Annotated in this window: 21 protein-coding genes; 3 read left to right on the forward strand and 18 right to left on the reverse strand. The window is 47.5% G+C overall.

From position 1 onward, the window contains the following. Positions 1 to 8: 8 nt before the first annotated feature. The 5 genes from H5715_RS15910 to bacA all read right to left on the reverse strand — a co-directional run bounded on the left by H5715_RS15910 (position 9) and on the right by bacA (position 4660). Positions 9 to 224, reverse strand: a complete 216-nt coding sequence (locus tag H5715_RS15910) for a hypothetical protein (protein WP_075184788.1) — start codon at positions 222 to 224, stop codon at positions 9 to 11. 79 nt (positions 225 to 303) lie between these two features. Next, complete coding sequence (locus H5715_RS15915; protein ID WP_075184787.1) at positions 304 to 2232, reverse strand: flotillin family protein; 1929 nt, start codon at positions 2230 to 2232, stop codon at positions 304 to 306. Positions 2233 to 2259: 27 nt separating this feature from the next. Beyond that, a complete protein-coding gene (locus H5715_RS15920) occupies positions 2260 to 2937 on the reverse strand; it encodes an OB-fold-containig protein (RefSeq protein WP_083607943.1) in 678 nt (225 codons plus the stop codon). A 382-nt stretch (positions 2938 to 3319) separates the two neighbouring features. Next, positions 3320 to 4012 (reverse strand): PspA/IM30 family protein, encoded by a 693-nt coding sequence (locus tag H5715_RS15925; RefSeq protein WP_075184786.1) that lies wholly within the window; start codon positions 4010 to 4012, stop codon positions 3320 to 3322. A 12-nt stretch (positions 4013 to 4024) separates the two neighbouring features. Continuing rightward, positions 4025 to 4660, reverse strand: coding sequence for a biofilm formation regulator BacA (bacA, locus tag H5715_RS15930; RefSeq protein ID WP_075184785.1), 636 nt, complete (start codon positions 4658 to 4660; stop codon positions 4025 to 4027). A 534-nt stretch (positions 4661 to 5194) separates the two neighbouring features. Here bacA and H5715_RS15935 point away from each other — a divergent pair. Next, positions 5195 to 6127, forward strand: coding sequence for a type 2 periplasmic-binding domain-containing protein (locus H5715_RS15935; RefSeq protein WP_075184784.1), 933 nt, complete (start codon positions 5195 to 5197; stop codon positions 6125 to 6127). A gap of 136 nt (positions 6128 to 6263) precedes the next feature. On the opposite strand, the gene glmU is transcribed toward H5715_RS15935, so the two are convergent. Then, positions 6264 to 7622 (reverse strand): bifunctional UDP-N-acetylglucosamine diphosphorylase/glucosamine-1-phosphate N-acetyltransferase GlmU, encoded by a 1359-nt coding sequence (glmU, locus tag H5715_RS15940; RefSeq protein WP_075184783.1) that lies wholly within the window; start codon positions 7620 to 7622, stop codon positions 6264 to 6266. Between the two features lie 206 nt (positions 7623 to 7828). On the opposite strand from glmU, the gene H5715_RS15945 reads away from it, so the two are divergent. Next, positions 7829 to 9169, forward strand: a complete 1341-nt coding sequence (locus H5715_RS15945; RefSeq protein WP_075184782.1) for a TIR domain-containing protein — start codon at positions 7829 to 7831, stop codon at positions 9167 to 9169. After that, positions 9169 to 9999 carry a DUF4231 domain-containing protein gene (locus H5715_RS15950; protein ID WP_075184781.1) on the forward strand — a complete coding sequence of 277 codons (831 nt, stop codon included), beginning with the start codon at positions 9169 to 9171 and terminating at the stop codon, positions 9997 to 9999. The genes H5715_RS15945 and H5715_RS15950 overlap by 1 nt, the downstream gene beginning before the upstream one ends. 48 nt (positions 10000 to 10047) lie before the next feature. Here the strand turns inward: H5715_RS15950 and H5715_RS15955 are convergent, their stop codons facing one another. The 12 genes from H5715_RS15955 to H5715_RS16010 all read right to left on the reverse strand — a co-directional run bounded on the left by H5715_RS15955 (position 10048) and on the right by H5715_RS16010 (position 22065). After that, a complete protein-coding gene (locus tag H5715_RS15955; protein WP_075184780.1) occupies positions 10048 to 12480 on the reverse strand; it encodes a glycoside hydrolase family 9 protein in 2433 nt (810 codons plus the stop codon). An 81-nt stretch (positions 12481 to 12561) separates the two neighbouring features. Next, entirely contained in the window at positions 12562 to 13392 is an 831-nt protein-coding gene (locus H5715_RS15960; RefSeq protein WP_075184779.1) for an alpha/beta hydrolase, read from the reverse strand. 353 nt (positions 13393 to 13745) lie between these two features. Continuing rightward, positions 13746 to 14168 carry a F0F1 ATP synthase subunit epsilon gene (locus H5715_RS15965; RefSeq protein WP_075184778.1) on the reverse strand — a complete coding sequence of 141 codons (423 nt, stop codon included), beginning with the start codon at positions 14166 to 14168 and terminating at the stop codon, positions 13746 to 13748. 50 nt (positions 14169 to 14218) lie between these two features. Further along, positions 14219 to 15631, reverse strand: coding sequence for a F0F1 ATP synthase subunit beta (gene atpD, locus H5715_RS15970; RefSeq protein ID WP_075184777.1), 1413 nt, complete (start codon positions 15629 to 15631; stop codon positions 14219 to 14221). 87 nt (positions 15632 to 15718) lie between these two features. Beyond that, a complete protein-coding gene (atpG, locus tag H5715_RS15975) occupies positions 15719 to 16579 on the reverse strand; it encodes a F0F1 ATP synthase subunit gamma (protein WP_075184776.1) in 861 nt (286 codons plus the stop codon). 24 nt (positions 16580 to 16603) lie between these two features. Beyond that, positions 16604 to 18145: a F0F1 ATP synthase subunit alpha gene (atpA, locus tag H5715_RS15980; protein ID WP_075184775.1), complete on the reverse strand. Its 1542-nt coding sequence runs from the start codon at positions 18143 to 18145 to the stop codon at positions 16604 to 16606. A 37-nt stretch (positions 18146 to 18182) separates the two neighbouring features. Next, on the reverse strand, positions 18183 to 18719 hold the full coding sequence (locus H5715_RS15985; protein WP_075184774.1) for a F0F1 ATP synthase subunit delta: 537 nt from the start codon (positions 18717 to 18719) through the stop codon (positions 18183 to 18185). 12 nt (positions 18720 to 18731) lie between these two features. After that, positions 18732 to 19202: a F0F1 ATP synthase subunit B gene (locus H5715_RS15990; protein WP_075184773.1), complete on the reverse strand. Its 471-nt coding sequence runs from the start codon at positions 19200 to 19202 to the stop codon at positions 18732 to 18734. Between the two features lie 43 nt (positions 19203 to 19245). Beyond that, complete coding sequence (gene atpE, locus H5715_RS15995; protein ID WP_075184772.1) at positions 19246 to 19494, reverse strand: F0F1 ATP synthase subunit C; 249 nt, start codon at positions 19492 to 19494, stop codon at positions 19246 to 19248. A gap of 67 nt (positions 19495 to 19561) precedes the next feature. Further along, on the reverse strand, positions 19562 to 20518 hold the full coding sequence (gene atpB, locus H5715_RS16000; RefSeq protein ID WP_075184771.1) for a F0F1 ATP synthase subunit A: 957 nt from the start codon (positions 20516 to 20518) through the stop codon (positions 19562 to 19564). 77 nt (positions 20519 to 20595) lie between these two features. Beyond that, a complete protein-coding gene (locus tag H5715_RS16005; RefSeq protein WP_075184770.1) occupies positions 20596 to 20976 on the reverse strand; it encodes an ATP synthase subunit I in 381 nt (126 codons plus the stop codon). Positions 20977 to 21465: 489 nt separating this feature from the next. Further along, positions 21466 to 22065 carry a glutathione S-transferase family protein gene (locus H5715_RS16010; RefSeq protein WP_075184769.1) on the reverse strand — a complete coding sequence of 200 codons (600 nt, stop codon included), beginning with the start codon at positions 22063 to 22065 and terminating at the stop codon, positions 21466 to 21468. Positions 22066 to 22285: the final 220 nt, after the last annotated feature.

Below are 22285 nucleotides of genomic sequence, written 5' to 3' on the forward strand. Positions count from 1 at the left end.
CCCTAGTTTTATTCTTTCTCTGCTTGTACCGGTAGGCGTTCTTCGGTTTCTTTTGTCGTGTTTAAGCTTTTGCCCAATAAGCCAACCAACGCACCAATACCGGCGCCTAGCAAAACGCTTCCTACGACATTATTATTTTTGCTTCCGTGCAGAGCACCAAGCCCTGCACCTATGGCGGAAGCAACGCCAACATCTTTATTTAAAAAGTGCTTGTGTTTGTCCACCCAGTTAGCCCTCTTCTTATTTTTATCGGAATTATCCGTAAACGAGCAACTTTGTCGCTCATTTACGGGCAGCGGTTATCTACTGCGGCGTTACATCGCGACTACCCGCCGCCTGTGCTCCAGCAGACATCGCCATGACTTTTTCTAGTAGAGTAGCAATGGTGGCGCTTTTACCTGCGAGTCCATCTACGGCTTTACCAATAGACAGAGATTTCGCAAAGTTATCAAAGAAGTGCTCTTCACCACCAACAATGTCGATATGCGCTTTACCCAGTGCAGTTGCCAGTACTTCTGCATTTTCCTTCGCAATTTCTTTACCGGCTTCAATAGCTGCCACAGCCTCGTTGAAGGCGGTTTCTAGCGTCATTCGGAACTCTTCGTGATCGCGCGCCTTATCGCTCATACTGCCCATCGCTTCGAATTTGTCCACCAAACCATCGGCCTCGGCCTTAAATTGCTGGCGGGTAACATCTGCTTTGGCAATCCCGGTTTCACGTACCGCTTTCGCTTTAGATTCACCAGTAAGGGCAATTACCAACGCTTCTGCCTCACCTTTAGAGCCAATAACTCGCGCCTCTGCTAAGCCTTCTTTTTCCAGAGCATCGGCCTTGGCCTCCTGAACTTTGGCTTCAGCAAGCCCAGAAGCCGCTTGCTCTGCCTGAGCACCTTCGGCCAATTTTTTCTTTGCATCCGCTGTTTTAGCTGCCGCTTCCAAATCAGCTTGGGCGAGTGTGGTAATTTCCATAGCTTTATGCTTAGCCGCTAATTCTTCCGCTTCCGCTTCTTTGACAATTTTAACCTTTTCTTCTTCGGCTGTAGCTTCAGCGGCTAGTACCTGTACCTGCTTAACCCTGTCAGCTTCTGAAACTTCTCGAACTTCCTTAATTTTCTCTTCTTCGATTGCCACCGTTTTGTCTACTGAAATTCGCTCGCGAATAACATTAGCAATTTCCTTTTTCTCAACCTCTATTGCCTTTTCTGCTTCAATTCGCTGTAGCTCTACTTCTCGCTCCCGAGATACGACCTCTAGATCCCTTGCACGGGTTACTTTCTCAACTTCAATCACCACCGCACGCTGACGGTTTTGTTCAGCCACTTCAATTTCACGCTGCTGATTTTCGGACTGAACTTTCAAATCCTGATCAACAAGAAGTGTCGCCATTTCAGCTTTCTTACGCTCTTCTTCCTGAACGCGTTTTGTTTCAGCGGTTTCTCGCGCTTGAATTGTCAAAATTTCACGTTGCTGACGAGCTTCTGCATCTTTTTGCTGTCGCTCAAGTTCCAGCATAGCTTCCACGGTGCTCACGTTTTTCTTTTTAATGGCCAACTCTTCATCGCGCTCAAAGATATTGGTTTTAATATTTTGAGTCGCGGTTAGCTCGGTAATTTTACGAATACCTTCAGCGTCCAGAATATTGGCAGGATCAAGCGCTAACTTTGGCGTTTGCTCTAAATAGTCAATCGCTACGTCTTCTAACGCATAGCCATTGAGATCATTACCTATCACCTCAATTATTTTGTCGCGAAACTGCTGTCGATCTTCAAATAATTTTACGAATTCTATTTGTTTACCTACTGTTTTTAGTGCTTCAGAGAACTTCGCATTAAACAACTCATGAACAGCATTTTTGTCAGACGCTCGGTCGGCACCAAGTGATTTTGCTACCTTTAGCACATCCTCAGGTGTCTCATTTACTCGCAAGTAGAACGCAACGGTAATATCTGCTCGCATATTGTCGGCACAGATCAAACCTTCTTTTCCTCGTCTGTCTACTTCCAGAGTGATCAGAGAAATTCTCATCAACTCTTTTTTATGGATAACAGGTAATATCCAAGATCCCGTAAAAAACACCTTTGGCTTTTCACTAAGATCATTTTTTATCAGCGCAACGCCTTGCTCTACCTTTATGTAGAAGGCTTTGAACAGGGCCATAATACCCAGTACTAAGATAAAAAATATACCTACACCAATAACAATCATGGTGAACAGTGGTAAATGGTCTGGCATGGTAAATCTCCTTATTGCTCTATTGTTTTATTCGCCTATAAAGTCATTTTCGGAAATGACTTTATAGATATTTTCTGTAGCAAGATATTCTAGTAGTACAACATGGTCACCACGGCTGAACGTTTCATCTTTATAAGATCGAATCTTAACAATTAGGCCCGCGCCACCATCTTCTACGGTTGCCTCACCAAAGCTTTGGTCTACGCGACCGGTACGTACAATGGCAATTTGTCCAACAATGGATTTTTCCACCTGCTGGTTGGCCGACTTAAAAATTGGGCGAAGTGGTTTAATCATCGCGGCAGTTAACATTGCCGCCAGATAGGTGCTACCTACGAGTACCGGAATACCCACAAGGAACTCGAGTATTACACCAGGGACCCATGGATATAAGAAATAGACCACGAAAAAGCTGATCATCCATCCCAATAACGCAATCATTGTCATTACGATGGTAAACGGCACACCATTGAGGCCCAATTTCAGTAACAATCCCGACATTACGTTGAGATTATTTAGCTCATCACCTAGATCGATATCATCGGATATATCAAAGTCCAAAAAATCTATATCGACTAGGCCCAAAACGGCGAGAACCCAGTAAAGCACGCAAAAGATCAGAAGAACTGTAAAAATCACTGTTGGAAAGGAAGAACAGATTGCATAGAAAGGATCCATCGCTTCAGTAAAAAATATTGCAAACATTACTTTCTCCGGATGTATAGATGACTAACCGTTATTATTATCAATAGTGGCTGCTCGCGGGACCAAGCTGATTAAAGACTATAGTCGCGCTAAGATATAGATACACCTACTACCAAACTTTAGCCAACAGAACATAAAATGCGGTACCCAATCCAACTTCCCATGGTGCTACGAAAATAGATCGCTGCTCTAGGCCACAGGGTACGACGCTCAATAAATTTCGCGTCCTCGCCATATATGTGGGGAAGTTTAAAGGCAACTTATTTCATTATATTGATCCTTGTGCTGTCTAATCGAATAAATGGTATTCTTGACAAACGTTTGCCGTCCCTGGTTAAAATAACAGCTATTTATTTTGAGATGCCTTGCTACCGGAGCATCTTTACCTTCTACTTTTTTTCTTCAACCTCTCCAGCACATCGGCTGCGCGGCTAACTGAAGGCGCAATCCCAGCTTTTTCCAGCTTTTTCTGCAGAGTATCTTCCTGTATTTCATCTGCTAGTTCCGATGCAGCTTCCATCTGGGCGGACTTTAGCGCCTGCTTCTCTTTTATACGCGCCAGCGAATCCATTGCTGTTCGCAGTTTTGAATTAGAACCGTTATCTCGCTCGGCAACAGCGGCCTGCGCACGCTGAACACTCTCCGTCGCTTTAACTGTATCGATCTGTTGTTTCAAGCGTTTTATATCCTGCTCTGCCTGTTTAATGGCTCTTTTTAAATCGTTTGCACTTTTGGTAAAGTCTGTTGCCACTTCATTTTCTGATAGATACTCGTTTTCATATCCGACTATTTTTTCGGCGATCTCAATCGCCAAAGCCTCATCGCTCTTCTCTAGCGCTTTTACAGCGTAGCCTTCGTACTCTTTAATACTGTGTTGCAACTGCCCAATTCTTTCCTCGGCCAGCTTTTGTCTGGCCATAATCGCAGTCAACCCTTCTCGTGATTGATTTATCTCGTCAGTTGCATCTCGTACTTCCTGATCGAGAATGCGCAATGCCTGGTTGTCGACAACCGCTTCACCCGCTTCGTAAATCCCACCGCGTAAGGCTGTAATCATTTTTGCCCAGATGTTCATTGTGCTTCTCCTTTACCCTTTGACTTCCAAAGGGGTCGCTAAATAGTTGCTATAGGCTTCTGTTGCGTTAATCACGTTTGAAGCCAAAGTTTCAATTTCGAAAATAACGTTCGGCATAATCGAGGTCGCGCTCAAAGCACCGAACATTTGATAGTAGTCTTTGCCGTCACTTAGTGTATCGAGGCTAATGGTCGAGAGTGGAAAGTATTTATGGGTACGCAATATAGTGTCATTAAAGCTAGATAAGCCAGACACATCCTCTGTTGACCACAGTACGGCCTCAATAATTATTTGCTCACCGGCAACGGTTAGAAACAGCGGTAGATCTCCATACTCGTGCATAACCAAGTGTAAGGCGGGCTCTACGCCACCAATCAACTCCAAACTCGCCGCACCACTGGCAAATAAATCCTCCTTCTCCAATGCTTCATTTAGAGCTTCGGTTGACCAGATTTTAAGGCGGGTTGTCATAACATCGTCTCCTGTTTCCATAATCGGCTTTCTATTTTTCTGCCGAAGTAGCTTCTCAGCCGCAGCTAGCTGCTTCGCGTTCTCCGGGAGTATCCAAACCTCCTTTTTGACCAACCCCATACCCCTAAGGCGTTGACGATACTCTCGTTGATAATAGGCGGAAGATTTTGCTTTCATATGACCCACTATATTTCGTTACATGTGAGAAGTAAATATATTACATGTAACGCAAGAAAATATTACATGTAATAAAATAAGTGCCGGTTATTTTGGCTCTATGTGACTGATATTAAAAAGATTATTTTTGGCCTCTCGCACCTAAATTAAGTTTAAATGTCTAGTAATGTAGCGTATAAGGCGCTTGTTCGCTCCAGCATTTATGCAGAGTAGGGCGTGTATTCGTTATAACAAAAAAAAAATTTAACTGGCAAGCTGATGCCATTTATCGCGTCTTTTTGGACCACAAGCCCCCCGGTGGAGCTAATCAGCTACATTTGATCCCAATAAAATTACCCTATGGCGCGAAAATCCTGTAAAAATACAAACCTTTAGGCGCTTTGTTTCGATCTGCCACCAATAACCACTAAAATGAAATGGCTATTAGCTCTTTACTGGGAAGCGACCGGAAGAAAGACCAGTGACCAATAGCTAAAACAATAAATTTACCGCGAATAGGAATAAAACCATTCACTATTAACCACGGAAACCCCTTTGCAAGACCTCTATCTACGCTTAGCCAAGCAATATACAACGCGAAACTGTCTGGCGGTTCTACTGATTCTCATTTGGCCAGTCACTCTGCATTCCGTTGCGGAGGATGACCAAACAACCCCCATGACATACCGCTATTGGGACTGGGGCCAAACGCCGGAACGCGATGATTATCAATTTGAGCTGCTAAACCTAGCGCTGGACAAAACGCTCGATACTTACGGCCCTTATCACGCTCATCGAATCAAACGTCACCTCAGTGCCGCGCGAGCAATGCGAGAGGTTAACACCGGAACGTTAATTAACGTCCGAGTCGCGCCTTGGGTAGATGAAAACGCGACGTTTTTCACTGATGCCGACCTTAACGAGGCCGTACGCTTTCCACTTCTTCAAAATTTATTAGGCTACCGCCAATTGATTATCCGCCAAAATGAAAGTGCGTTTTTTGATCAGCTTTACACGGTAGATGCGCTTAAAATGCGAGTCGCGGGGCAGGGTAGTATGTGGGTGGATACTCATATCTACCGCCATAACGGCTTTGCCATTAACGATTCAGGCACCACGCCCTTTTTGCTGGCGATGCTTGCAAACAAGCGTATTGATTATGTACCGATGAGTGTTATTGAAATCGATTCGCTGTTGAAACCTGAATCCGTAGCCAGATACAAGGTCACCGCAGCGAAAGACATCTTGATATTCTACCCTTTCCCCATTGTGTTTATGACCAATCGCAACCAACCAGAGTTGGCTGCAAGGCTCGAAGAGGGTTTGGCGAAGGCCAAACTGGATGGTTCTTTTGAGGCTCTTTTTGATCGCTACTACGCAGACCTGGCAGCCCGACTACCACAGCAACAAAACCGAATTTTTACGTTGGAAAACCCTTTTATCGCTCCGGAATCGGCACCTAAGACTGCGCAGGTAAAGCCCGACTAGCAGGCTGCAGGACCATTATCAGCGTTACCACCACGTTGAAAAATGGGATCAAAATGCTCATCTATTTGCTATAAATTTCGCTTTTCGCCCTATTTTTCTCGCGCTGACGGCTTCGCCCACGCTCTTCATCAAGCTGCTAGGATTTTTTTGTGGGCCGCTTCCATCCGGGTAGGTTTTGCTGGCGGCTGCGCGCGACAACCAGCTCATTCTCTTTGCTATTGCGCGTTACAATCGAACCGGCGGCGATAGTTGTGCCTTTTGCCATCGATACCGGCGCAACCAGAGCAGTGTTGGAGCCCACAAAGACACCGTCGCCGATGGATGTTTTGTGTTTATTTACACCATCGTAATTACAGGTGATGGTGCCAGCACCAACGTTAACCCCTTCACCCAGCTCGGCATCGCCCACGTAGCTTAAGTGGTTAACCTTGCTACCTTTACCAATCACTGCTTTTTTGGTTTCGACGAAGTTTCCTATCTTGGCACCTTCGGCCAATTTCGAACCAGGCCGCAAGCGAGCGTAGGGGCCTATATTACAGCTAGCTTCCAGTTCGGAATCTTCCAGTACGCTATTGGCATGAATTTGAGTGTTATCACCAACCGTGGTGTCTTTGAGCATACAGTTGGGACCGATATGAACGTTGTTGCCAAGCGTGACCTTACCCTCAAATACGCAGTTCACGTCGACAACACAATCACTCCCCACCGTTAAGCTACCGCGACAATCAAAGCGGGCAGGGTCGAGCAACGTGACACCTTCAACCATTAACTGCTCGGCAATCTCTCGCTGGTAGATACGTTCCAGCTCGGCCTGTTGCATACGGTTGTTGACCCCCATCACCTCGCCCTCGCTTTCGGGCTGCGTAGTTTGGACGCTAATTCCGCTGTTGCGCGCCATAGCGATAATATCGGTAAGGTAGTACTCACCCTGGGCATTGTCGTTGCTAAGTGCGGGCAGCCATTCCAACAAATGCTGGCCTTTCACGGCCATAACACCGGTATTAATTTCAGCAATGTTCAATTGCTCATCCGTGGCATCCTTTTGCTCCACAATCGCAACCACCTCACCGTTTTCTCGTACGATTCGGCCATAGCCCATGGGGTCCTCCAGCTCGATAGTGAGCAGACCCATACTGCTATCGCTAACCTTCGCGACAAGCTCTTCCAGCGTTTTGGTTTTGATCAGAGGTACATCACCATAGAGAATTAAAATGGTGGCCTGCGCATGTAACAGCGGTAAAACCTGTTGTACGGCGTGTCCGGTGCCCAACTGCTCAGTTTGCTCGACAAACTCTATACCGGGCGCCGCCAACTGCTGCTCGACCTGTTCCGCGCCGTGTCCAATCACAACCTTGATAGCATCGGCTTTCATCTCATGCGAACGGTCGATAACGTGGGATACAAACGGCTTGCCAGCCAGTGTGTGTAGCACTTTAGGCTTGGAAGAGCGCATACGGGTGCCTTTGCCGGCGGCGAGAATCACGATATCGAGCATGGGAAATCCTTAATCTAACGAAAATGTTATGACCGCTATTTTGCCACTGATTTATGTCCTTTTCGAATCACATGTTAAATGCGTTAAAACCCCAAGGCCCATGCTCGGTTGAAACAGGCGCCGGAAGCTCTCGCCAGCACATTATTGTCTAGACAGGGTCAACCATCGCTATTAACCTCGATCGACAAAATCATAAGGAGGTGAGTATGTCTGATGTATTTATAAGCTATTCCCGTCGCGACGAAGACGCGGTACAACGTATAAAGAAATCTCTCACCCGTCGCGGTATTGATGTCTGGATAGACAAGGATGATATTGGCACCGGCTCCCGCTGGGATATGCAGATCCAGGAAGGTATTCAAAAAAGCGATAAAATCCTGATTATGCTTTCCAAAGCTTCCATCGTTTCCCAAAACGTTAGTGATGAATGGGGTTACGCTCTGGAAAAGGGTAAGCATATTATTCCAGTGCTGCTCGAAGACTGCGATGTTCCCATGCGTATTGCCAGCCTGCAGCGTATAGAGTTCGTTGAAGATTACGATAAAGCCATGGAGAAGCTGGTTACAGAAATCCGCGCCGTATCGGTCTCCAGCAAAAGCGGTCGCAGAGCAAAAAAAGCGCGCAAATTCCAAGCCCCGACACCAGTTCTCAATATTTTGAAATTCGCGCTACCCGCGCTGCTGCTAGTTGGTGGCTTTTTTTTCGGCTACCAGCATTTCCTTTCGTCCGTCTCCGTTCCCGATGTTCATGGATTATCGTCTGAAGCCGCTGCGTCCAGGCTAAGCTCTGGTTTCCTAAACGTCGGCAATATTTACCAGGAATATAGTGAGGCTAATAGCGCTATTCCTGGAACGGTGTTACGCACAGATCCTTCAATCGATACGCCCGCTGAACGTTTTTTCGGAAAAATCGATCTCTACCTTGTAAAAGCGAAAATTCAGGTTCCCGATCTTGTTGGGCTCAGCCATTCGCAAGCGACGGAAAAGCTTGTTTTCGACGGTTTAACCGTTGGCAAACACATTATTGAGTACGCCGATGGAGAAGAAACTACCGTTTTTAAAACACTGCCTGCTTTTGATACCTATGTAAAGGATTCAGATCCGATCGATATTTATATCGTAAAGGACAAAATTGAAATTCCCAACGTTATTGGCTTGGATGGTGACGCCGCTAGACAACGACTGGAAGAGCTAAATTTAAATGTATCTGTCGTTCACTCTGTCAGAAGTTGGAATGAGAATTACGGGAAAATATTTGAGATGGTACCGTCAGCCGGTACGAAAGTTAATCCAAATACCGTAATTCAGCTCACACTTGCCGATAAAGGTGGTTGGGTTTATTTGAAACAGGGGAAAAAGGGCGATATCGTTGCGGCTCCCAAAAGCTTTAACTTGCGCAACGATACCGATGCCTCCACGAGTAAAACTATTGTCGGTAAATTACAAAAAGGCGCTTTAATTAAAATTCTTCGCGCCAAATCTAATGGCTGGCGACTTGTGCGCCTGTATAAAACTCAAGACGTAGAAGAATCTGTCGGACAACTTTGATGAGCAAACGTACCCAGTATAAAAAGCGCCCCAACTTTCATGTGACCGCTGTACAAATCGATTTGGATTGCAGCGGCTTCGCTTACAAGAAATGGGATGGTGATCAACATTGCAATGCTGGTGACTGGCTGGTCAACAATAGTGGCGATACCTATACCGTAGAAAAAAACTATTTTCGGGAATGCTATCAAGAGATAAGCCCCGGCCAGTATGAAAAAACCGCAGCCGTTTGGGCAGAAGAAGCCGTAGGTGATGGCGAAATATCAACCATTGAAGGTTCCACCGTTTATGCGGCAGGCGACTATCTCGTTTTTGACCGCCCCGCAGGCGGCGAATCCTATGCCATTAAACGGCAAAACTTTAACCGTATGTACGAGGCGGTGGAAGATCCTGAAGAATTGTCACGTGCACAGCACGACTATATTACCAATCGCCTGCAATTTCATATTACCTGGTACGATAAAAAGGCCGGCAATAATCGCATTCAGTATCACTGCTGGCAAACGCTGACAATTGTAACCGCCGCGCTGGTACCGGTCGTTAGCGCAATCGATTACGATACGGGCCCACTTATTGCCATACTCGGTGGAGCGTCTGCTGTTTCTGGAGGGATATTGAGTTTATTTAAAATGCAGGAAAATTGGGTGAAATTTCGCGCCGCCTGTGAAGATCTAAAATCCCACTTAGCGCAATACAAAATTTGTGCGGGTATTTACGAGCACCACGACAACGCCTTTAATACACTAGCAGAAAATTGCGAGTCCATTATAAGTGCTGAACGAGGCCAGTGGGTGCAACAAAACAGCCCCAAGGCTAAAAAGGACAACTAATTCACAACGCAAAAGCAAAAGCTTATTACGCAGTGAAGCAGGCTCGATTTACTTCTGGAAAATCTGGTCTGCCGCTAACACCAAAAACATATAATTAGTCGCGCCACCACCCATCACATATTCTGTCTGCTGCCAAAAAAACGGCCAGGTTTTAAGCTCTGGTAGATCGGGCCGTATCAGCGCCGTACCCGAAATAACACCACCGGGGATATAGGACCAATCTGCACGGTTAACACCATACGCCACGGTCGCAGAGTTTGCGCCCACACCGGAGGCAAAAGAAATTGTGTTTTCACCGGGATGTACGCCCAATATAAAATTCAGCGCGTTAAGAAAGTCTTCACTTCCGGTGTACTGCGGCCATGATTTGTTGAAAAAATATTGTTTTACAGCAAAGCTCTGAATACCCCAACCGGCACCCCAAATATGGGGCTTATACGGTACGCCATAGGGTGTTTCTTTGGCTTGTAGCTGAACGCTTTGCTGGTAGGTTTTTACCGCAAGACTAATATCCTCTACAAAGGTTTTATCTGAAAACTTCGGCAGTACCTTACCAAGCATCCAACCCGTTTCTTTAACATCGTCAATTATGGGTTGTTTGAGTGCGAGCAGGGCTTGAATATAACTTGCCTTACCGGTGGTTAGAGTTAACTCCGTTAATGCGAAAACTTTATTCTTTGTTTCAACATCTTTATCTGCCGCAGCGCTATAAATTGCCTCTGCAGCCTGGAGTGCTTTTTCGGCAAGCTCTGGGTTGTAATTTTTTATCGCTCGGGATGCAGCCGCAAGACCTGCTGCCGCAGCCAATTCCCGGTTTGGGTTTTCTTCCGTAAAAACCCAGCGGTCATCTGCGGGCAGTCCACTTTCTTTTGTTGCTGTTTTGTTATCGGTCTGAGTAGCCGCATCCCCCAAGTGAACATATTGACGAACAGTCGGTACGATTATCCCACGATATAGGCGGCCTAAAGATTCATAAGCACCCAAAACGCTTAGCAAGCCGTGCTCTATTTGTTGTTGGGCGTCATTTTTCCCGTCGGGCTGATGAATTTCTACAACTTTGCTTGCTTGATCAATACTGGTTGCGTCGTAATTCAGGTTAAATTCTTCGACCATCATCGACAGCAACCATACGGTTGTCATTTGCGATTCCACGCGGAGATCGTAATCTCCCGCGTCGTGCCATCCGCCCTTATTTAAACCGGGAACCGGTTCCATGGGGTGATAATGTGTAAGCGTGGAGGCACCGGATTTGTATCCGTCGAAATGCTGTGTGTTGACCGGTGACATTAGCGCATCATCTTCATGGCAGAGGCCATGCCAAACACGGTATTTTTCGGCTACGCGCATATGACACATTTGCACGGGCAAATAGTATTCCAGCGTTGGCTGCCAGGCATGTCGGGAATAAACATCGTTCCCAATCTTAAATGAATGGCTCTGCTGACCGCGATATTCCACCACATACATTCCCGGCGTTTGAATTTGGGTAAAATCAAAGCTGAAATAGTTGTAGCGTAAAAATTGCCCCCAATAATTTACTTTTTCGCGGCTAATTTTTTCTTTGCCGTTTTCCGTCAGTTTATAGAGTGTAATATTGCTCGCTTTGGTATCTCTCTTGTCCTGCTCAATAATAATTTTTTTGGATTGCTTTTCAGCGTAACCTAGCTGGGAAACCTGAATCACCGGCTTATATTTCCAGCCCTTCACCGTGTTCGGAGTAATCACCCACTCGACAGCATTCTTCGTTGCGCCTGCAGCAACGAGAGTGCGTACAATATACCAGCCATTATTATGGTTACTACGTCCATCCAAGAGTTCCAGATCGCCCCGAATGGCTTCGATAACAATGCGCTGTTTATCCTCTGCTGGCGCAACCGTCAACTTTTTACCGACAGCCAGGGACGTATTGATAAATTCGCCTTTGTGACGGTGAATTGGGCCGTTCGGCTGCTGAGGAAACAAACCCGCTTTGGCATCCATAATCCAGCTTTTACCAAACAGATGCTGCGGGAACAATTCAAAATTAAAGCCAATCTTGCCAACCCATTCATTGGGAATGGGTTTATCAAAATCTACACTTACCTTAAAACTATTACCGTTCAGCGCACTAACATTCACGTTATAGCGAATATTTAAATCCGGGTATTCAATAGGGTTAAAGCCTTTACGGTTTTTACTTTCGTCTGGGTAAGACAGGGTTTGGCTGATCGTTTGGGCTTTTCTATCAATTTTAAGGTCGCCACCTTTTGGCACCGGTGACCATTGCCCAGGGGAGGCTTCCAATCGAATATCGCCATTCGCAGCCACTCGCAGGCCATGCTGAATGATAGATACGCCAGTTTGGTGGCCATCGGGGTAGATATCGCTAAAAACCGTTACGTTTAAACCCGGATTTTCGAAGTAGCCAGATGAATTGATCGCCAAGTTTTCGGCATAACAGGGCAGGGCTAACACTAGGCAGATAAATAGAGCGGCTTTCATAGGAATCTCGGGTCGATTTCAAACGCCCGAGGATAGCTGATGTTGGGACAGTACACCGTAAAAATGCGCGCGCGAGAATACCTATTCAGAAAACAACCGTTCAACAGCATAGCGAAACGAGGGATCTGCAATTTCTTCGTGCACCACATCGTAACCCATACGATCAATGGTCAGGCCGGTGTAATCTCGGCTTTCAAGCAGGGTTTGAAACTGCTGAACAGATGCTCTATTACCGTAAATATCTGCGGTGGTTAGTAGCAATCGGGCGTTCATTTCCTGACTGGCATTGTACCTCTGCTGTTCCAGGTTTTGCGTGGAAACCCAATGAGAGAAAAACGAACCATCAAAGGAAAGGTAGTTTTTAAAGGTCGGGCTGACAACATCATCCATCAGCAATGCTAGCCCCACAAAGAGCCCACCGTAGGAGGTTCCCGAGAGTGTGCGTTGTGCTCCATCGACACGGTACGTCGATTCAATAGTCGGAATTAATTCACTGAAGATAAACTGTAAATAGTCTTCCGCACCGGGAAGACGATAATCCGTTGCCCTGCGATCATTCGGCCCCTGTTCGATGGCCACCAGTATGGTATTTACCGAGTAGGAATCGAGAATAGCCGCAAAACCATCAAACACCCATTGCCCGTCCGTCGCGTAAATAACGGGGTATTGTTGGTTCGCTTCTGCAGGTAATTCATAGTTTACGGGCAGTTGGATATGGACCGGGTATTCAATTCCCGTAATAGCGGAGGTAATGCTCGTATGAATTTTTCTGGGGTTATCGATTGGTGTTGACGTAGGCTCAGCCGTCGGCACCGTAACGGACGGCACGGGCGATGAACGTTTTTCCCCCGAGCAATTAACAAGAGAGAAAACAACCGCAAGCAACAATAGTAGGTAAGTTGGTCTTTTCATAGCATTCGCTCTGCCAGCCCTCAAATTCAGATACGGTGAGAGATTCTGCTCAGTACCCTCCGAGGGCAACTAAGCAAACAATGCTGTTGATCGGTAGTTCGGCGTTAATACGCTGTAGGACGACACAGCCAACACGCGTGGCCTAGATTTTTATCAATGGTAGTAAGAGCCGACAACTGTCCTTCCTTGTATTTAAGCCTATAGGATCCATTAGGCCATATCCATCTGTTTTCCGACACTACCCGATTCGTACGCTCGCTGCTCGAAAAATAAAAGTCGAACGGAGGACGGAGTAAGGCACAAAAAAAGGCAGCCTAAAGCTGCCTTTTTTAATATTAAAACCTTGTTGGTTGCTAACCCGCGCGTTTGCGAATTGCCTTCAAGGTGCGTAACTGCGCAGCGGCTTCTGCTAGTTGAGCGGTAGCTTTGGAGTAGTCCATGCCTTCACCCTGGTGTTGCAGCGCGGCTTCTGCCGCCTTTTTGGACTCTAGAGAAGCAGCTTCGTCCATGTCGCTGGCTCGCAGTACTGTATCCGCAAGAACGGTTACGGCATCTGGCTGAACTTCGAGGAAGCCGCCGGAAACATAGTAAACTTCTTCTTCTCCGTTTTGCTTTTTCATACGAACCGGGCCAGCCGTTAGGCGTGTAAGTAGCGGCGCGTGGCCGTAACCAACACCCACATCACCTTCACTGCCCGAGGCCACCAACAGCTCAACAAGACCGGAAAATATTTCTTCTTCGGCGCTTACAATGTCGCAATGTATGGTTAATGCCATTATCTTTGCCTTTTCTTAGGTCCCCGCTTGCGCGGGGATGACCGTATTGCTTATGCAGCTTTTTCGGCGATTTTCGCCGCTTTTTCTACCGCTTCATCGATGCTGCCGACCATGTAGAAGGCCTGTTCTGGCAGGCTGTCGTAGTCGCCAGCAAGCAGCCCTTTAAAGCCCGCAATGGTGTCTTTCAAGCTTACGTACTTACCCGGTGAGCCGGTAAACACTTCCGCAACGTGGAATGGCTGGGACAAAAAGCGTTCGATCTTACGAGCGCGGGAAACTGTCTGTTTGTCGTCTTCAGATAGTTCGTCCATACCCAGAATGGCAATAATGTCTTTCAGCTCTTTATAACGCTGCAGTACTGTTTGCACGCCGCGAGCGGTTTCGTAATGCTCCTGGCCAATAACCAACGGGTCCAGCTGACGGGAGGTGGAGTCCAGTGGATCGATCGCAGGGTAGATACCTTTCGCCGCAATATCCCGGCTTAGTACTACGGTAGAATCCAAGTGCGCAAAGGTGGTCGCAGGGGAGGGGTCCGTCAAGTCATCCGCTGGTACATATACCGCTTGTACGGAGGTGATAGAACCCGTTTTTGTCGATGTAATACGCTCTTGGAGAACGCCCATCTCTTCAGCCAGAGTAGGCTGGTAACCCACTGCAGAAGGCATACGACCCAGCAGTGCCGATACTTCGGTACCCGCAAGGGTGTAACGGTAGATGTTGTCGATAAACAAGAGTACGTCGCGGCCTTCGTCACGGAATTTTTCCGCCATGGTCAGACCGGTTAGTGCAACACGCAGACGGTTGCCGGGTGGCTCGTTCATCTGGCCGTAAACCATGGCCACTTTAGATTCTGCAGGGTTTTCGATGTTTACAACACCGGATTCCTGCATTTCGTGGTAGAAATCGTTACCTTCACGAGTTCGCTCACCCACACCGGCAAATACGGACAAACCGGCGTGCTCCAGTGCGATGTTGTTGATCAGTTCCATCATGTTCACGGTTTTGCCCACACCGGCACCACCGAACAGACCGACTTTACCACCCTTGGCGAACGGACAAACCAGGTCGATTACCTTAACGCCGGTTTCCAGCAGCTCGCTGGCAGCAGATAGTTCATCGTAAGCGGGTGCTTTACGGTGAATTGGCATACGCTCTTTTTCACCGATATCACCGCGCTCGTCGATGGGCTTGCCCAACACATCCATAATGCGACCCAGAGTTTCGGAACCCACAGGAACGGAAACCGGCGCACCAGTATTGGAGACTTCCAGACCGCGGCTAATGCCCTCGGATCCACCCATGGCGATGCAGCGAACAACGCCATCACCTAGTTGCTGTTGCACTTCCAAGGTGAGGCCCTTGCCTTCAACCAAAAGTGCGTCGTAAACCCCTGGTACGGAATCGCGTGGGAATTCCACATCAATAACCGCTCCGATGATTTGTACGATACGTCCGCTACTCATTTTCGCTTCCTCGTATATTCAATTTTCAAGTTCGTTTGCCTTTCGACAGCGCTCCCATGCACCGCACGGGAACGAGGCAGTTATTCATTAAACGGCTGCAGCACCGCTGACAATTTCCGACAGTTCCTGAGTAATCGCCGCCTGCCGTGCCTTGTTATAGACCAACTGCAGGTCACTGATTAACTCGCCAGCGTTATCGGTTGCACTCTTCATGGCCACCATACGCGCCGCCTGCTCACAGGCACCGTTTTCAACAACGGCCTGATAAACCTGGGACTCCATATAGCGGACCATCAAACCATCGAGCAGTACATGCGCTTCTGGCTCATAAATATAATCCCAGGAATGCTTTCTGCCACCCGTGTCTTCCGGCTTCAATGGCAACAAACGCTGCACATTGGGGCTCTGAGTCATGGTGTTTACGAATTCGTTTCCGACCAGATACAGGCGATCGATTTTGCCTTCTGCAAAGGCGTCGAGCATTACCTTTACGCTACCAATCAGATTGGTAACGGAGGGCTTTTCACCGATATCACGCACACTGGCTAAAATATTGGCGCCAACACTGTTAAAGAAGGACGCGCCTTTGGCACCGATGAGGCACAGATCTACACCCACGCCTTTATCTGCCCACTCTTTGCTGTGTTTTACTACCGCCTTGAACAAGTTGATGTTCAAACCACCACAAAGGCCACGGTCAGTTGACACTACGATATAACCCACACGCTGTACTTCACGTTCGCTCAGGTACAGATGCTTGTACTCGGGATTACCGTTGGCAATATGGCCCACAACATTACGAATACGCATGGCGTAGGGTTTGCCGGTTTCCATGCGCTCTTGCGCGCGACGCATTTTGGACGCCGCAACCATTTCCATTGCGCTGGTAATCTTCTGGGTGTTTTTGATACTACCAATTTTGGTGCGTATCTCTTTTCCGCTCGCCATGTTCTATCTCACTTAACCTGAGGTTTACCAGGTTTGGGTGGCTTTAAAGTCGTCCAGAGCTGCTTTCAGTTTGTCAGCGATCTCGTCACTGTACGCACCAGTGTTCATCTCATCCATTAAAGCGGAGTGAGTGCCGTTCATATAGGACAACAGGGAAGATTCGAAGGAACCAATCTTGGCCACTTCTACGTCTTTCAGGAAACCTTCGTTCGCGGCGTAAACCACAACACCCATATCAGCCACACTTAGTGGCGAGTACTGCTTCTGCTTCATCAGTTCGGTTACGCGCTCACCATGATCCAGCTGGGCTTTGGTAGCTTCGTCCAGATCGGAAGCAAACTGGGAAAAAGCCGCCAATTCACGATACTGCGCCAGTGCGGTACGAATACCACCGGACAATTTTTTGATCACTTTGGTCTGCGCTGAACCACCCACGCGGGATACCGAGATACCAGCGTTCATCGCCGGACGAATACCGGCGTTAAACAGGTCGGTTTCAAGGAATATCTGACCATCGGTGATGGAGATAACGTTGGTCGGTACGAAGGCCGAAACGTCACCAGCCTGGGTTTCAATAATAGGCAGGGCGGTCAAAGAGCCGGTTTTACCTTTCACTTCACCGTTGGTGATCTTCTCAACATAGTCGGCGTTAACGCGGGAAGCGCGTTCCAGCAAACGTGAGTGCAAATAGAAAACATCACCAGGATAGGCTTCACGGCCCGGCGGACGACGCAACAACAGGGAGATCTGGCGGTAGGCCCAGGCCTGCTTGGTCAAATCATCATAAATAATCAGGCAGTCTTCACCGCGATCACGGTAGTACTCACCCATGGAACAACCGGCGAAGGGAGCCAAAAACTGCATGGAGGCTGGATCGGATGCCGTCGCTGCAACCACGATGGTGTGGTCCATTGCGCCGTGCTCTTCCAGTTTGCGAACCACGGTTGCTACCGAAGACGCCTTCTGTCCGATTGCCACATAGATACACTTAATGCCTGTACCTTTCTGGTTGATGATTGCATCAACAGCAACAGCGGTTTTACCGGTCTGACGGTCGCCAATAATCAATTCTCGCTGGCCGCGTCCAATAGGTACCATTGTATCGACCGCTTTTAAGCCGATCTGAACAGGCTGAGATACGGATTGACGGGCAATTACACCCGGTGCAATTTTTTCAATGGCATCGGTTCGCTTGGCGTTGATAGGGCCTTTACCGTCAATGGGGTTACCCAGTGCGTCGACCACGCGCCCCTGGAGCTCCGGACCAACCGGCACTTCCAGAATACGACCGGTACATTTACAGGTCTGGCCTTCGGCCACGCCCTGGTAATCGCCCAAAACCACGGCGCCGACAGAGTCTCGCTCGAGGTTCAGCGCCATACCAAAAACGCTACCTTCAAATTCGATCATCTCACCGTACATAACGTCGGCAAGCCCGTGGATACGAATAATACCGTCGGTTACGGAAACTACGGTGCCTTCGTTTTGCGCTTCTGTCGCAACCGACAGATTGTCGATTCGCGCTTTAATAATTTCACTGATTTCAGAAGGATTCAGCTGTTGCATACTGTTCTTCCCTTTAAGGGTTAAATTCGGTTTTACTTTAGCCGTGCATGGCCTCGGCCAGTTTGACCAATTTTCCGCGTACAGAGCCGTCGATAACCGTGTCGCCAGCGCGAATGACAGCGCCGCCCAACAAGCTTTCGTCAACAGACGTCTGCAGGCTTACCTTACGGTCCAGTTTTTCGGTGAGAGCCTTGGCAAGTTTGCTCTCCATATCGCCATCTATCTTGTAGGCAGACTGGATAGTCACATCTACCGACTTTTCTTGATTGGCTTTATAGAGTTCAAATAACTGCTGCACCTGCGGGAGCAGGGGCAGACGACCATTTTCAGCCAGGATGCTGATAAAGTTCTGCTGCTTGTCGTTAAAGGTATCGCCACAGGTTTCTACCAGTGCACGAGTCTTTTCCTCTGACGTTAGACCAGGAGATGACAACAGGGTCGCGACCTTATCTTGCGCGGTCACGGTTGCCGCCAACGTCAGCGCTTCCGACCAGCCTTGCAGATCCTTGTTATCGCGAGCACAGCCAAAGGCCGCCTTAGCGTAGGGTCGAGCAAGTGTTATTAATTCAGCCATAATGCGCTCCGCTTACAGCTCTGCTGCCAGTTTGTCGAGCATGGCGTTGTGCTTGCCTGCATCGATAGAATCGCCCAGTACTTTTTCAGCACCCACCAACGCCAAAGCAGCAACCTTGCCACGTAACTCTTCACGAGCCTGGCTGACTTCGCGCTCAATTTCAGCTTGGGCGGCAGCTTTAATATTCTCGCCTTCAGCTCGCGCCTGTTCTTTGGATTCTTCAATAATCTGGCTGGCACGCTTGTTAGCCGAATCGATAATACCGGCGGCTTGCTCTTTGGCTTCATGGAGCTGTTTAGTGGCTTTTTTCTGAGCCAATTCCAGATCCTTGTCCGCACGGGTAGCAGCTTCTAGTCCATCGGCGATGCGCTTCTCACGCTCGGCCATAATGCCGAGCAGCGCTGGCCACACGTACTTCATGCAAAACAAAACGAATGCAATAAAAGTAAGCGATTGACCTATGAGAGTCAGGTTGATATTCACACCTACACCTCTATTAGTTGCGGGTTAAATGGGAGGAGGCTTTTTAGCCAACCATGCCTGGAGCAACGGCAAAAATCAGGTACATGCCGATACCCACACCGATCATTGGAACCGCATCCAAGAGGCCTGCCATCAGGAACATTTTGCCCTGCAGAGCTGGACCCTGTTCTGGCTGACGCGCAGATCCTTCCAGTAACTTACCCCCAAGGGTACCAAAACCAATTGCCGTACCGAGTGCACCCAGACCGATTAAAAGGGCTGCTGCGATATAAACCAATGCTTGTGCTTCCATTGTTATCTCCTGTTATAAAAGATGTCTTAAGTAAAAATAAATTGATGAATTTTTGTATTGAAGAGCTTTAGTGCTCTTCATCAACATCGTGGGCCATAGCCATGTACACAGTGGTCAGGACCATAAAAATAAAGGCTTGCAGCGTGATGACCAGAATGTGGAATACCGCCCAGGCCCACTGTAATACGCCACCGATCAACCCCAGAACCAGGCCAGTGCTGAACAACAACGCAATAAGGATAAAGATCATTTCACCTGCGTACATGTTGCCGAATAGTCGCAGGCCCAGGGAAATGGGTTTAGCGATTAGTGCAACGGTTTCCAGCAGGAAGTTAATGGGTACCAGAATAATGTTCAGGTACCAGAGTTTTCGCGGCGCAAAGAAGGGGTGGCAAGTGAGTTCTTTAATAAAACCCCAAACGCCTTTTTCACGGATGCTGAAGCCGATCATCAGGATAAAGACCGTAATGGACATACCCAGAGTCACGTTGGGATCGGTGGTAGGTACAACCTTAAAGAATAGATGACTATCGCCACTGATAGTCTGGGCAATGAAGGGTAGCCAGTCAACCGGCACCAGATCCATGAGGTTCATCATAAAGACCCAGGTAAAAATGGTCAGCGCCATTGGGGCGACCATGCGGTTTTTATGATGGAAGATGTCAGAAACGGTGTAGTTAATAAAATCAACAATCATCTCTACAAAACTCTGTAGACCGCGAGGGGTGTCTGTTGTAGCTGATGTGGCAACCTTGCGGAAAACAAAACCCAACAATAACGCCAGCGCAATACCCCAACCAAGGGAGTCCAGGTGAACCGCGTTAAAGCCCATATCCTTGGCTTCCTGACCGCTGTGCGCCATGGTCCAGGTATCAGCTTCCAGAACAGTGTGTGAACCATCGGCGCTGTGCCGCTCATAACCCGCAGGCAATTTGCCGTAAGCCATGTTTTGCAGGTGGTGTTGAATATAATCTGTCGCGGTCACTGTTTCAGCCGCTTCATGTGTAGCTTCGCTTTTAGCCATGAGATGCTATTCCACCTTTACATACAAAAATTTTCTGTTTCACGGAATGTGCTTATGACAGCACATTCCAGTACGGTTTATGGTTGTATTTGGTCAAGCCAACGCTGTTGCAGATAGTTTGCTATCCACCACTGCAATACAACCATCCCACAAAAACCCGCGAACAGTAGCTGCACATTTAATGTATCCACAAAACGGAACACCAGTGCAAAACCAACCGCTACTAAAGCGAATTTTCCAGATTCTCCCCAATTGAAGGATTTGGCGATCCACTGCGAGGAGCGGGCGCCACGATAACGAAAGGCATACAGGGTAAAGTAGGTATTGGGCACTATAAATATCAAAGCACCTAAACCCAGTGAGTAAGCTTGTTCGTAGCTCCACCAAAACAGAGTTAAGCAACAGAGCAATGAAACGCCTAGCTGTACAACAAGGCCTGACAGAACCGGAGATTTCATGTTGCTACCTTCGTTTTGGAGCCGATATCCGTTTAGCCGCAGTTCTTTTGACCACTTGGGCAACGGTACTCTGAAATCCCATCCGGTAAATACACTTAAAGCGCCGCAATACACAACCTTGGTAGGTTCTGTTCCGGTCCGGTTTGAATGAGGAATCTATCTAAACAGTAATATCCAGAGATGACGGCAAATTGGGCACCCGAAAGGGGATACTCCACACTTTACACCAGTTACGCCCCGTTTCGCGCAATTTGGACGAAATGGATTATAGGGAGTATAAAACGCTTGATCAACCTCAAGAACCACTAAAACAAGCGATTTTTTAACGAATCACCATTTCTTTCTGTGATCCGGCCACTCCTCAGAACTTCGTTTAGCTTACCAACGTTAACGTATGCATAAAAACACACCGTCAGTTTAGACCACATTTAAGAAACTGCCAAAAGAAGGCACAGAGGAAAGCGCTATGGCCGAAGACGCATTTTTCACTTACGTGCCCATCGGTTTAAAATTAGGTTGGCCCTTGATGCGCTTTAGCCAGGCCTCAATCGAAGGGTAATCAGCAAGATCAAAACCACCTTCATTCGCAACATGGGTATAAGCAAATAAGGCGATATCAGCCACAGATATTTTTTCTCCCACGAGAAACGCTGTTTTTTGAAGCTGTTGATCCATTATCCATAGCGCTTTTTCGCCACCCGCTTTTTTCGCTTCGTATTCCACTAGGCGATTCTCAGGTAAGCCTTGGTAGATTTGTATAAATCGTCTTACCGCAATATAGGGCTCATGGCTGTATTGCTCAAAAAACTGCCACTGCTGAGCCTTGGCCAGCTGAAAAGCGTTTTCTGGTAGCAAATGAGAACCCACTGAGAGGTAATTGATTATGGCGTTGGATTCAGCCAAAGTCTCACCAGAATCTAATTCCAGTAAAGGAATTTTCCCGTTGGGACTTTTACGTAAAAAAGTGGGGGTTTGTGTTTCACCAGCAAGAACATCAATTGGTATCCAATCGTAATCGATACCAAGAAGAGAGCATGTTAACTGTATTTTGTAGCAGTTTCCTGAGACTGGATCTCCATATATCTTCATTCGCCTTACTCCCTATGCTTTTATATAAATTCCGTTGTGATATCGATTTACAGACCGGAAAAAATACAAAACGTTTTATTGCAGCTATGAGTGCTAACGATAATAACTATAGCCGCTTCAGTTGCCACTATAGACACCTCCATCTTTTGTTTCGGTCTCCAAAGTAAAGCTCTTATCGCTGAAAAATATTAGCCTACCGCTAACTTAACTTGTCTCTCAA

The organism is Teredinibacter haidensis (genome assembly GCF_014211975.1).
Taxonomy (GTDB): Bacteria; Pseudomonadota; Gammaproteobacteria; order Pseudomonadales; family Cellvibrionaceae; genus Teredinibacter; species Teredinibacter haidensis.

Coding starts and splice junctions, on each gene's coding strand:
- H5715_RS15950 (WP_075184781.1), top strand. CDS start 9,169: ATGAGCAAACGTACCCAGTATAAAAAGCGCCCCAACTTTCATGTGACC.
- H5715_RS15920 (WP_083607943.1), bottom strand. CDS start 2,937: ATGTTTGCAATATTTTTTACTGAAGCGATGGATCCTTTCTATGCAATC.
- H5715_RS15985 (WP_075184774.1), bottom strand. CDS start 18,719: ATGGCTGAATTAATAACACTTGCTCGACCCTACGCTAAGGCGGCCTTT.
- H5715_RS16010 (WP_075184769.1), bottom strand. CDS start 22,065: ATGAAGATATATGGAGATCCAGTCTCAGGAAACTGCTACAAAATACAG.
- atpG (WP_075184776.1), bottom strand. CDS start 16,579: ATGGCGAGCGGAAAAGAGATACGCACCAAAATTGGTAGTATCAAAAAC.
- H5715_RS15960 (WP_075184779.1), bottom strand. CDS start 13,392: ATGAAAAGACCAACTTACCTACTATTGTTGCTTGCGGTTGTTTTCTCT.
- H5715_RS15945 (WP_075184782.1), top strand. CDS start 7,829: ATGTCTGATGTATTTATAAGCTATTCCCGTCGCGACGAAGACGCGGTA.
- atpD (WP_075184777.1), bottom strand. CDS start 15,631: ATGAGTAGCGGACGTATCGTACAAATCATCGGAGCGGTTATTGATGTG.
- atpB (WP_075184771.1), bottom strand. CDS start 20,518: ATGGCTAAAAGCGAAGCTACACATGAAGCGGCTGAAACAGTGACCGCG.
- H5715_RS15925 (WP_075184786.1), bottom strand. CDS start 4,012: ATGAACATCTGGGCAAAAATGATTACAGCCTTACGCGGTGGGATTTAC.
- atpE (WP_075184772.1), bottom strand. CDS start 19,494: ATGGAAGCACAAGCATTGGTTTATATCGCAGCAGCCCTTTTAATCGGT.
- glmU (WP_075184783.1), bottom strand. CDS start 7,622: ATGCTCGATATCGTGATTCTCGCCGCCGGCAAAGGCACCCGTATGCGC.
- bacA (WP_075184785.1), bottom strand. CDS start 4,660: ATGAAAGCAAAATCTTCCGCCTATTATCAACGAGAGTATCGTCAACGC.
- H5715_RS15955 (WP_075184780.1), bottom strand. CDS start 12,480: ATGAAAGCCGCTCTATTTATCTGCCTAGTGTTAGCCCTGCCCTGTTAT.
- H5715_RS15915 (WP_075184787.1), bottom strand. CDS start 2,232: ATGCCAGACCATTTACCACTGTTCACCATGATTGTTATTGGTGTAGGT.
- H5715_RS15965 (WP_075184778.1), bottom strand. CDS start 14,168: ATGGCATTAACCATACATTGCGACATTGTAAGCGCCGAAGAAGAAATA.
- atpA (WP_075184775.1), bottom strand. CDS start 18,145: ATGCAACAGCTGAATCCTTCTGAAATCAGTGAAATTATTAAAGCGCGA.
- H5715_RS16005 (WP_075184770.1), bottom strand. CDS start 20,976: ATGAAATCTCCGGTTCTGTCAGGCCTTGTTGTACAGCTAGGCGTTTCA.